The organism is Microcoleus sp. OTE_8_concoct_300 (genome assembly GCF_031383065.1).
In the GTDB taxonomy this organism is placed as follows: domain Bacteria; phylum Cyanobacteriota; class Cyanobacteriia; order Cyanobacteriales; family Microcoleaceae; genus Microcoleus.
This window is the reverse complement of record NZ_JANMZH010000584.1, coordinates 54212-65848: the sequence shown is the minus strand read 5'-3', so window position 1 is coordinate 65848 and position 11637 is coordinate 54212. Positions and strand designations below refer to the sequence as shown.

At 43.6% G+C, this 11637-nt stretch carries 10 protein-coding genes; 2 read left to right on the top strand and 8 right to left on the bottom strand.

Annotated features, from left to right (window positions below):
- The first annotated feature begins 36 nt into the window (after positions 1-36).
- Positions 37-816: an ion transporter gene (locus ACUVJL_RS26840; RefSeq protein WP_445248624.1), complete on the top strand. Its 780-nt coding sequence runs from the start codon at positions 37-39 to the stop codon at positions 814-816.
- A 316-nt stretch (positions 817-1132) separates the two neighbouring features.
- On the opposite strand, the gene ACUVJL_RS26835 is transcribed toward ACUVJL_RS26840, so the two are convergent.
- The 3 genes from ACUVJL_RS26835 to ACUVJL_RS26825 all read right to left on the bottom strand — a co-directional run bounded on the left by ACUVJL_RS26835 (position 1133) and on the right by ACUVJL_RS26825 (position 5459).
- The gene (locus ACUVJL_RS26835; RefSeq protein ID WP_445248623.1) at positions 1133-2509 is read right to left on the bottom strand and encodes a sensor histidine kinase; all 1377 of its coding nucleotides are present in this window, start codon (positions 2507-2509) and stop codon (positions 1133-1135) included.
- A gap of 107 nt (positions 2510-2616) precedes the next feature.
- Positions 2617-3972 carry an ATP-binding protein gene (locus ACUVJL_RS26830; RefSeq protein ID WP_445248622.1) on the bottom strand — a complete coding sequence of 452 codons (1356 nt, stop codon included), beginning with the start codon at positions 3970-3972 and terminating at the stop codon, positions 2617-2619.
- Between the two features lie 56 nt (positions 3973-4028).
- Positions 4029-5459: an RNA-guided endonuclease InsQ/TnpB family protein gene (locus ACUVJL_RS26825; protein ID WP_445248621.1), complete on the bottom strand. Its 1431-nt coding sequence runs from the start codon at positions 5457-5459 to the stop codon at positions 4029-4031.
- A gap of 739 nt (positions 5460-6198) precedes the next feature.
- Here ACUVJL_RS26825 and ACUVJL_RS26820 point away from each other — a divergent pair.
- A complete protein-coding gene (locus ACUVJL_RS26820) occupies positions 6199-6564 on the top strand; it encodes a hypothetical protein (RefSeq protein WP_445248620.1) in 366 nt (121 codons plus the stop codon).
- On the opposite strand, the gene ACUVJL_RS26815 is transcribed toward ACUVJL_RS26820, so the two are convergent.
- The 5 genes from ACUVJL_RS26815 to ACUVJL_RS26795 all read right to left on the bottom strand — a co-directional run bounded on the left by ACUVJL_RS26815 (position 6532) and on the right by ACUVJL_RS26795 (position 11622).
- A complete protein-coding gene (locus ACUVJL_RS26815) occupies positions 6532-7098 on the bottom strand; it encodes a hypothetical protein (RefSeq protein WP_445248619.1) in 567 nt (188 codons plus the stop codon). The two genes, ACUVJL_RS26820 and ACUVJL_RS26815, sit on opposite strands and share 33 nt — an antisense overlap.
- Before the next feature lie 323 nt (positions 7099-7421).
- Entirely contained in the window at positions 7422-8987 is a 1566-nt protein-coding gene (locus ACUVJL_RS26810) for a hypothetical protein (protein ID WP_445248618.1), read from the bottom strand.
- Positions 8988-9161: 174 nt separating this feature from the next.
- Entirely contained in the window at positions 9162-10547 is a 1386-nt protein-coding gene (locus tag ACUVJL_RS26805) for an oligosaccharide flippase family protein (RefSeq protein ID WP_445248617.1), read from the bottom strand.
- A 190-nt stretch (positions 10548-10737) separates the two neighbouring features.
- Entirely contained in the window at positions 10738-11310 is a 573-nt protein-coding gene (locus ACUVJL_RS26800; RefSeq protein WP_445248616.1) for a hypothetical protein, read from the bottom strand.
- 51 nt (positions 11311-11361) lie between these two features.
- Positions 11362-11622, bottom strand: a complete 261-nt coding sequence (locus ACUVJL_RS26795) for a hypothetical protein (protein ID WP_445248615.1) — start codon at positions 11620-11622, stop codon at positions 11362-11364.
- Positions 11623-11637: the final 15 nt, after the last annotated feature.

Here is an 11637-nt window from a genome sequence, read left to right as displayed (position 1 = left end):
TCCCTTACCTCATAAATGGTATTAATTATCTTATCTATGTTAACCAGATCGCAAATTGGATTTTATCTCGAAGACATCGAAACCCCAATTGGCAGAACCGTCAATTTAACTATTACCGGACTCATTCTCCTATCTTCCGCCAGCTTCATCGCCGAAACTTACCCGCTTTCGGAAGCTGTTAGAATTAATTTGGAAACTCTCGATACAGCGCTTTTAATCGTTTTTACAGTTGAGTATTTATTGCGCCTGTGGTGTGCAGAAAATAGAGTTAAATTTATTTTAAGTTTTTTTTCAATCATTGATTTGCTGGCAATTTTACCATTTTTATTTGGATTTGTCAACGTCAGTTTTATCAGGATTTTTCGCTGGTTTAGAATTCTCCGACTCATCCGCTTTCTGGAATTGAAAATTTCTATTTTCCGCATCAGCAGCGAAGATGGAGTGATTTTTGCTCGAATTTTGTTTACTTTGCTAGCAATAATTTTTGTTTATTCTGGTTTAATTTATCAAGTCGAACATCCGACCAATCCCAAAAGCTTTGGGACTTTTTTGGATGCTGTTTATTTCTCCGTTGTCACGATGACCACGGTGGGATTTGGCGATGTTACTCCGATTTCCGAATCCGGGCGTTTTCTGACTATTTTGATGATTTTGACGGGAATTGCTCTGATTCCTTGGCAATTGGGGGACTTTATTAAACAATTAGTTAAAAGTGCTGATCACGGAGAAGCTGTTTGTAAAGGTTGCGGTTGGTCTGTACATGATGCTAATGCCAAATATTGTAAAATGTGCGGCACTCAATTGGATAATGGTTGACTGTTGACTGTTGACTGTTGACTGTTGACTGTTGACTGTTACAGGAGTTTTCAGGTAGGGACACAGCATTGCCGTTTCCCTGCAGAAGATTGCCTCTAATTTATATGTAGCAGTATTTTTCATAATGATTAATAACTAATATCAAATCCGTTAACATCGGAATTATGCATCTCTCTCTTCTCTTTCTCTGTGTCCTCTGTGCCCTCTGTGGTTTAATCATTCCGATACAACCGGAATTGATATAATAACCAATAACTAATAACCAATAACTAATGACTACTGACTAATGACTACTGACTAATGACTTCTTCCTTCTTTAAGCTAAGGGTAACAAAATTTCAAATTGGGTGCCGCTGCCTAATTCCGATCGCATTCTGAATGCACCGCCGTGTTTCCCCCTCACTATTTGATAGCAAACTGCTAAACTGGTTTCTTTGAGGGCGCGTTTTTGGGTAGAGAATGATTCTATAATTTTTTGGTACTTGCTAGGTGACATTCCAGGCCCGTTATCTGCGAAGCAAATCGAAACCCAGCGAACATGAAGTTTGTCTAAATCCGTCGCAGGTTCCGGACAGCAGACTTGAGTTGTGATTGCAATTTGAGGCTGGCGATCGAATTCTCTGAGTCCTTCACCTTTAAACTCTTTCGCCAATTCTTGAGCCACTGCTTCGTTAATTAATGTATCAATAGCATTGGTCAAGATATTCATAAATACTTGGTTTAGCTGTCCTGCATAGCAAGGCACTGGCGGCAGGTTGCCGTAGTTTTTTACTACTTGGATTTCCTTAGTCAAACGACTTTTGAGCAGCAAAACAATGCTGTCTATGTTGGCGTGCAAGTCGGTCGGTTTGGGATAAATATCGTCGATGTGGCAGAAGTTTTGCAAACTGGTTGCCAACTTGCTCAAACGTTCGGCTCCGGATTTGATGCTGGCAACAGTTCGGAGGAAATCGTTTTGCAAAAAGTCATAGTCTATCTCTTCCTTGAGCCGTGCTATTTCCGGCGGGGGTTCGGTACAGTGCGCGTCGTAAACTGAGAGCAACTCCATCAAGTTTTTGCTGTAGTCGCTGATGTAGGTTAAATTGCCCCAAATAAAGCCTACCGGATCTAAAATTTCGTGGGCTACTCCGTTGACTAAACGCCCTAAACTAGCCATTTTTTCGCTTTGAAGCATTTGAGTTTGGGCTCTTTCGTAGCGGACTTGAGTTTCTATGCCGCGAATTTGCCAGTAGGCGATGTTTAGCGCGTGAGGGTCTAAGAGCCGGTAAGATTGGGAGTCTATTTGGACGACGATTGGTTCAGACTGCAATTGGCGCGAGCGACGCAGAGCTTTTGGAGCTGCGGTCAAAATGGTTGTAGTCTCTGGGAGCAATAATATTTCGACGCGAGCATAACTGTAGAGAACTTTCAGCGGCTGGTGCAAAAAAAGCTTGGGGCCCTGGGGTTTGAGGAAATATTCCAGGAGTTGGCTGCGGGATATCATGCCAGCAAACTCTCCTGCTTCCAGCAAGACGACTCCCGGCACTAGGGGATGCTCTTCAAAAATTTCGGCAACTGCGATCGTCTTGCAGCTCGAATTAACCTGAAACTCATACAGAGGCAAATCCCAGAGGGTAGACTCTAGGGAAAGGTCTTGAGGGCTGCCTTCGGAGAGTGAAGGGCCAAGGAGTTGGGAACTGAATTTATTTGCCACTGGAACTTTTAGTTGCCGAAACGCTGGGAAAGTGAAATGATAACGTACTACTAAGCTAGCCTATCATTTCACCGCCGGAGCGAGCCTGGAGACGCTTCTTGAGTTAATCATATTTTGCGAACTATGGGCAGGATAATTTCAAATTCGGTGTTCTTGCCCGGTTGCGATCGCAATGAAAGTTGGCCGCCGTGCTTTTCGGTGACGATTTGATGGGAGATAGCCAGCCCCATACCAGTGCCTTTGCCTGCAGGTTTAGTGGTAAAAAAGGTGTCAAATATCTGCTGCTGATTTTCTGGGGGAATGCCGGGCCCGTTATCGGCAATGCAAATTGCGACCCGGTTGCCGTCTTCGGTTTCTATGACTTTAGTGGTAATTTGGATTTGGGGGCGCCAGTTCTCCCCGCACTGGGTCTGTATTTCTCGATCGGCTGCGTACTCTGTCAGGGCGTCTAGAGCATTAACTAACAAATTCAAAAACACCTGACTCAACTGACCGGAATAGCCGCTAACTAGCGGCAGTTCGCCGTAATTTTTTACCACTTCTATGCTGCTTTTAAAGCGGTTTTTCAGAATTAACAGCGTCATTTCCACACATTCGTGAATGTCTGTCTTCACTGGCTTTCTCTCGTCCATGTGAGAGAAGTGGTGCAGCCCGTTAACTATTTTTAGCAATTGCGAGGCTGCCAGCTCCATCCCTTCTAAGGTGACTGGCAAATCTGTTTGTAAAAAATCAAAGTCAATTTGTTCTTTGAGGGCATCAATTCGGGGACAGGGTTCCGAATATTCTTCTTCATAAACCGACATGAGCTGAAGCAAGTCTTCAAAATAGGACAGCAGAAAAGTCAAATTTCCCCAAATACAGTTCAGCGGATTTCTGATTTCGTGAGCTACTTCTGCTACCATCCTCCCCAAACTAGCCATTTTTTCTGTTTGGATTAGTTTGGCTTCAGTTTGTTTGTTGAGCAACTTATTTGTTAATTGGTGAATTCTTGATTGAGCGACGATTAATTGGTGTACATCTAACAGTTTGTAGGTCTGAGGTGCTACTTCCACTACTACAGGTTCGTAAATTAATTCGGCTGACCTCTCAAGGGTTTCCTGGGCAGCTTCTACTATTAATTTACTGCCGGGAAATACCAGCGGCTCTGGCTTGGAAAACTTGTATAATACCTCTATTGGTCGCTTGAAAAACATTTCTAATCCGTAGCGGCAGTTAACTTTCTCAAAAAATAGACGCCTGGATAGTATGCCGACAAAATTACCGTGCTCTGTCAAAATGACGCCGGGCAGCAGGGAATTTTCTTCAAAAGCCAGGGCTACTTCTTTTGCCTGTTGAGTTAATTCAATTTGGCAGTTGTAGAGTGGCAGGTCTAGAAGAGTTGATTCTAAGGAGATGTTCCAAGTACAAATCTCAGGTATATGCAACACTGATAACTCCGAGCTAGTCTCACGCACAGCAAACATAAATAAAACCCCTGTTATAATCTTGTATTGATGGATAACGTGAACCAACCTGACGGTCAACGGAGTACCGTTAGAACGCAGGCTTCTTTTTCCCTCCAGGCAAGGGCTTTTTTTAGTGACGTAGAAGCACCGCCACTTTCGTAATTCAATCCAATCTTTTTGATCAGCTTGGCTGAATTTTCGTGTCGATCCCAGGACTCCCCACACTGACAGGAATACCATCGATCTGACAATTCTTTAGGCCCTTTGTAGAGACAATTCCCACGTTGAGAAGTTCCCGTGGGGTCAACGAATAGAACGCTTTTACCTAATTTCCCAGCGACATATTTGATGACAGTAGTAAATTGACCCTGAGCAGCATCAAGTATTGATTTATTCAAACCGCTCTTAGCTGCTTGACCATTTGGTAAGTAAACTAAATTGCCGTCTTCAATATCAGTCTTGACTGGACCGCGTCTAGTCCAATTCTTAAGGCTCAAATCCTCTACAACCGAAACATCACACTTATCAAATAACTTATGTGCTGTTTTGAACGGGAAATCCTGGCTTGCTCTAGCTACAAATTGATGGAGCTTAGAAATCTTGCTTTTGAGGATTTTCGAGGGCTTAGAACCTTTAACCCTGCTAGCTAACTTTGCTTGAAGTCTTGCCAACTTTTCAGCAGATGCTCTCAAAAATATCGGGTTTTCGGCTTTTTTCTCATTGGGGAAATAAACGTAATTAGCAATTCCTAAGTCAATACCCATACTGTTTTCGGCGATCGGCTGAATTTCTGCAACCGTTACTGGAACTCTTTGATATTCAATAGTTAAGGAAATATCCCATCCATCTGCTTCTGGGATAACCGTTCCAGCCTTGACCTTGAATCCTGTCGGTATTGGTCTATGGAATACCATTGGGACTTGACCTACTTTCCCTAGGTCGATACAAATCCTATTTGGCTCATCTTTGATAATATTCAAATTATCTAGTTTAGGATAAGTCAAAGATTTATAGTAATGGAAACCCTTAAATTTAGGCTTGCCTCTACGATTGCCATTTTTGTCGGGGATCGTAAAGTTTGGAAAGGAAGTTTCCACAGGATTCACTACATCCTGCCCTACCTGGGAATCCAAGAGCTTGTAATCAGGAAATAGTCTTTTGGTGTTTTTCAAGTCAGCTAACTGTACAGTTAGCCCTTGGACGTAACCACCATCAATGTTTGAGAAAACATCATCCTTTTTTCTTAAGGGATTACGAGAGCCATATTTTTTCCTACCCTCTCTGGTTTGCACTCTAGTTAGAGGAATATTCTTGTAGATTTCCTCTACTGAAACTCGATATGGAGTTAAAGGGCAGGCATTGAGGGGTGTTCTGGTGGATTCCCACCGTTTAAATCTTTCACCTAATCGGTAGTTGTATTGCCGACGGCAAAGTTCGAGGTGAGTCGTTATCATCACCGCTTGATGTTTAGTGGGTCTTAGTGTGTACTTATAGGTTAGTTGCATAAACTTCTTGTTTTCGACCTAATTACAATATACTCTATTTCGTCACATAGTGATGATTGTATTACTGTTTCAATTCCTAGAAAGTACATTAAGAATCAAGATGCTCCCGAAATATAATTGGGGGGCTTGGTACCTGAGACCGGCGCGCCTTTCATTTTTGAGCGGTGATTGATTCGGGGTACGGAGGCTTATAAGGCCTCCTTTGACCGAAAGCAGCCAGGGTATAAGCCACCGGATTCATTCGTGGAGCGAGAAAAAAGCTCCAAATCCTCATCACGAGCCCCCGGATTTATCAGTGGGGTCGCTTTCTTCAATTCTTTAATCTCAAATCTCAAATCTCAAATCGCTTGACTCCTCTCTAAATACACGCCTTGGACGAACCGGCTGTTAGTTAAGTTGCTATTAATTGGTAACGGGTAATTGGTAGGGGGTAGTTGCTAATTTGTTGAATTACAACAGCACCCGATGGGAAAACCCGATCACACAAGCATTGTCTGCTAAAGATTTTGTTTCTCAATCTATGTTAAACGATCGAAGCTTTTGTGAAACTTACAGAGCTTTGCTGTAAACTTTTTACCATGATATACCGGCTCGCGCGTGTTTTCCCAAAATCTTAAAAATTTATCAGGGATTGTTGTTATCTGTTATACTATTTTTCCTGTTATGGTAGGGAATTGGAGAAAATATCGCGGGTTATCAGTGAATATACGGGCATCCTTCGAGGGTTCGAGGATCCGGATTGGCGATCGTGGAAGTGGCAACAGGCGCCAACGGTCAAGACTGGGGCCTGTTGCCAAAATCCGCATATTCTACAGCAGAAGGAAGTTCGGCAACGGATTCGCTTGAGCGAGGATGTAACGGATGGAAGGCTTTAGTTATCGTCGCGAGAGAAGGAAGAAGCAATAGACCGCATGGGTTTGTGCAATTAAGAACCTGCTCGCGCGTCGGGCGCGGTTGCTATACCACTAAAAAGAAATGCAGCTTTAGGCAACTTTCCCACCTCGATGAGCGTCAGTTTGTGGCAATCTGCCATCTGCCATCTGCCATTTCAAATCTCAAATCTCAAATCGTCTTAGGGTTCCACCTCCGGCCAGAGGCGTTCTAGCTGATACCGCCACGCGGCGAGTGTATTTTCGCGAGACTCTCGCCCTAGTTCCATTTCACCCATCAATCCCTCTGCGTAGAAACGGTCTAAAGTCTGAAGGGTAGTTTCGACAGACTGTCCCTGCATCTTCGCAGCTTTGATGATTTGACGGATGCGGCTTTCTATCAAACCGCCGAAAAAGTCTGACAAACCTCGCTCTTGCAAACCCAGCAGTCTGGCGACGGCTGCCGAGAAATCCGAGGCGGCGAGTGTGGCCCGGCTGTGCTGAAATACTCCCCACAAAACGTTTTGATGTATGGCGTAGCGAGTTTCGAGGGTGGTGTCAAAGTTAGCTTCTAGCAGTTTATCAAAAAATGGTTGAGCTTCCTGGGCATCGCCGATCGGCAGCAAAATCCGCAGCCAAGTCCCGTCTTCTGAAAGGAGGACTAACAGGCGAAATTTGGGGGTTTCTACTTGCCAAGAAGTGGCTGCAGGCGTCTCAACACTGTCACCAAATAACTCTTTAAGGGTATTGCTAATTTCTTCGGGAGTCATGCGACTTTTAGATTTTAGGTTTGAGGTTTTAGATGTGAAATTGCAGGCTGGTGAGTTAGTTTCAAAGTTTGTAATATTTACCAGTATCGCCTAGTATCAACTCAATTTCCAATCTTAAATCTTAAATCTCCATTCAATTTAGTAAAAGTAGGGTACGCACGGATCGCACATGGAAACGCCGCGTGCGCACGGATCACGATAAATCTTTTAGGGGCGGGCTCTCCTGCCCACCCCACAACAAAATTCACTCTTTGTGGAACAGGCATCTTGCCTGTTCTTGATAATGGTGTAACATCTCAGTCAATCTAAAATCTAAAATCGATTTAGGGCAGCCAGCGGGGATGATAGCCGGCAAAGGGCAGTTCTTCTGGCTGTACTTTTGCGGGAGAACCATCTGCGGGTATTTCTAATAAGGGTAGCAGCCAGAGGCGGCTGGTAGCGATCGACTGTCCGCCCGAGTTGCGGGGACCGTCTGCTGCTGAGGGAGTTGCTGCTGTGACTGATTGGTCGAAAATTAATGCCAGCCCGTCGGGAGATAAACTGATTTGGGTATCTAATTGGTTGGGCAAAACCAGCAGCGGTTTGATGGTTCCTACCAAACGAGTGCCCTCTTTTTTGAGGTCGATGGCTGCGATGAAAGGCTGTTCTTTGTAGCTTTCTGTTTGGAGGCGTTGCGCTAACAAACAGTAGAGACGCTGGACTTGGCTGTCTTTGTCTTTGCGGGGGTCGAAATAAACGGCGATAATGCTGCCGGGAATCCGCAATATTTCTTGTTCTGCACCTTGGTTATCTAAGATGAAAAGCGATCGAGTAAAGTCGCTGTTGTATTTAACATAGGCGGCGGCGGAGTTGTCCCGGGCCATGCCCAATACTTGTTCGTATTTTGGCAAAAATTCTACAGGGTCTGCTTCGGGTTTGAGGGGGACGATCGCTAATCCTTGTTTTTGAGATATTACCATCGATTTGCTGTCGGGGCGAATCATAAAATCTCCGCCTTGTTCATTTTCCAAGGGTCGGGGCGCCTGTTTTTCTTCCACAATCCAAGGACTGAAATCGCCGGGATTGCGGCGGTTGACGCGCTGGATAATGATGATTTTTCCGTCTGCTGAGAGGTCGAATTTGAGGTTTTGGTAATCTTTGGAGTCTAAGATTTTGTCGATTCTACCTGCTGGGTGCTTTTGTTGGGGTTCTGATCCCGATTGGGGGTTGAGGCCAGTGGTGACTGTGAATAGTTCTTGATTTAGGGTGCCGCGAGTACGGGCGATCGATCTATCTGTGGCTGAGAATAAAATGCGATCGCTGTCGGGATAAGGTTTAAAATCCGTTACTACTAAATCTTTGGGAGTCAGCGGTATCGGTTTCGAGTCGCTGCTGGTGAGATTTACTAGCATTAATCTGCCTTCTGTTTCGCCTTGGACGCCGATGTAAGCAAAAGCTCGATCGCGGCTGCGAAAGGAACTGCTAAACGGTTGCATTGGCGTTCCTTTATTTTTGTTGTTTTCTCCGAAATACTTGTCGGTTGCTCCGGCAAGTTTTACTGTGTAGGTAACGCCGTAGGGTGCTGGATCTTGGAGGGTGTAAGCCATGCGCCTTCCTGCCCAACTAAATTTACCGGGGAGGGGGGGTTCTAGCTTTAAGTTTTCCTCAACGCTGGACTGGTTCATCGGCCGAAAGAAGGTGAGGATAAAGCCGGTATCTTCGGCGCCGATTTGTTTGTTTTCCCAGGTGAATTCTCGCACTCTGGGTGCTGTGCGATCGCCGCTGTGCAGCAGCAGTCCGATTAAGACGCTCAGCACTAGCATGAGGACGATCGCCATGCGGTCGATCGGCTGTTTGAATGGTAAAATATCGAAGGATGAAGGATTAATTTTTTTCTTAAAACTACTCACAAATCTGTCTCTCCTAATTCTGGGCAAAAACTCACTGCCAACTTTCAATTGAATTTTAAATTGAATATTTCTGAAGCTAACTATCAAGTGCTGAGCTTGTTTCCTGTAAAAAACTTAAGTGACTTCCTTTTCTTATCGTACTTTGTAATCACATACCCACTAGCTCCTTTTTGTTTACTGAAATAGTGAATTTATAGGTATCATATCCGCCGCTGATAATTTATCGATCGGTAGACCACCCCCCAAAGCATATCTACATAAAATTATAGCTGGTAGCACTCCTACAAACAATAGTGTTAGCTGAATATCCTGCCAAAAACAACTGAGTTTTTCTCGCCACAAGCCGTAAGTAATTACTACATAAGTAGGAATGTCACTGACTGCTACAGCGATCAAAGCACCTAAATTACCTTTTAAATGATATCCGAGAGGTATACCTATACATAAATTCACAATAGTCAGCAGATTGCCCATAGCTGGGTACTGAGACTTTCCTAGGGCTAATAGACAAGAACCCATGAGATTGTGGAGGGTTCGGTGCCAAATTCCTAATGCCAAGATTGGTATCATCCAAGAGTATTTCACATAATACTCCCCACCACCGTACATCATTAAAGTTAACTGGTCTCCACAACTTACAAAAATTGCTAAACCTATTGCTAACGGTATCAGAATTAGGTTACGGTTTTTGAGAATCTTAGGGCGCAATTCCTCGCTAGGCAAGTCTGCTGCTAGGATTGAAATGGATGGAATAATCACCTTGCGGCCTAGGCCCATGAACGCGTGGCGCGGCATATCACTCAGCCTAAAAACCCCGCCATAGAGCGCCAGGAGTTTCCAATCAAATAGTTGGCCTAGAATTAGCCGATCGGCTTCAGAATATACAAAGAATAAAGCACTAGACAAAAATATCCATTTACCATAAGAAAATATTTCTTTAGCTGCTTGTTTATCCCAAGCAAAGCGGTTTGATTTGCCGGGAATCAAAAAATGGCTCCAAACTAACTGCATTAAAGCTCCTGTCAAGTCGCCTGCAATGATTGCCCAGATGCTGCGATCGAACCAGGCCCAGACAATCATCACTGTAGTAGAAACAATCTGTATGCCCAACTCAAAAATTACTACTTTCTTCACTGCCATTTTGCGTTCTAGGCTGGATGTAGCAGTTGAGTTGAACCCTCCTATTATGGTATTTATACCGAGCACTGGCATTAACAACAGGAGACCGGGTTCTTTATAAAAATTAGCAACTCGCAAGGTGACTAAAATTACACACAACCCAATAAAAAAGCTGCGAATAACTTGCATTGTCCAAGCCGTGTTGAGAAATTCGGGATTTTCTCCACGCTGGTTCTGAATGATACTTAGCTTCAGACCTATGTCTGAGAAGGCATTGACGACTGTGATCAAAAGGTAGGGTAGGCTGACTAGGTCAAATAGTTCTGGAACAAGCAGGCGCGTCAGAGTTAGGTGACTGCCAAATCGGATAATTTGAGTGATGCCGTCGCCGGCAATCGTCCAGAATATGCCTTTGATAGCTAGTCTTTTTACGGATGACATATACTCATAATTTATTTTATAATTACAAGTGTAGTTGCTGAATTTGGTATTGGCAACTCCTATAAATGGATACAAGTTTCCGACAGGAGTCGTGAACCCCAAAAATTTTAGACCCTAGTTCAATATCCCAGATTCATCTGTGGAGTAAATCTCAAATCTCAAATCCACTGGCGACCTACTTAAAACCCTTTCACGAATCCTTGACGCTTGGTATGTTGGAACTATTATTAACCGCTGACAGTGTATACGGCGATTCCGGTTCTGGAGCTAACTTAGAATACTTGCTATCGTAATCCATGACCTCAAAATAGTTTAAGTTTGACGGGTGAGGCTTATATATTGAGAAACATTCCCAAAGACAAAAAGTTGCTGCACTCTCTAAAGGCCCGACATTCACTACTTGATTTTTGAAGACGGGACTGGATTTGATCCACTGTTTCATCTGCTTTCTTGACAAACAGTAAAATGCAGAATGAGGATTGCTAAACTCATAAAATTTTACACCTTCTATCTCTACACTAGATAGCTGATTCCACGATAGCTGCTGATCTATTGTCAAATCAATATATCTCTTGGTGGCTTGATACATTTCAAAACGGTTTGGGTCAAGAATAGCATTCTCATACCCGCTTTGTCGGTTAAATTTTTCTAATTTTTCTAGAACGAAAGCATCGTACAAAACAATGTCATCTTCTATGAATAAAAACCAGTCAAATTTTTCTACTCTTTCGACAAATTCTTCTTGAAGCCTATACTCTAGCAACAGGGGGTCGCAATCAGGGCCTTCTTGTATTTGAATGCACTTAATTTGATATTAAGGTAAGTAGGCTGTAACGTGCCTGTTCGGTAGAGTTTGGATAGTAATACTCAGGTCGCAATGAGCAAAACTCGTCAAGAGGCCATCTATTGTGTACCTGAGTCTCTCTATTTTTGCTGCGGCTTTTTCTGGATTTTTAGATTCTTCCACTGATGTAATGTCTGCTACAGCCACGCAAACTTTTTGGCGTTTTTTTTCCGGCTGTTCGTTTTCTTTGAATAAATTTATGATGCAACTTCTTTGATGGTAAAACATCATTTTAGTATGCCTCGT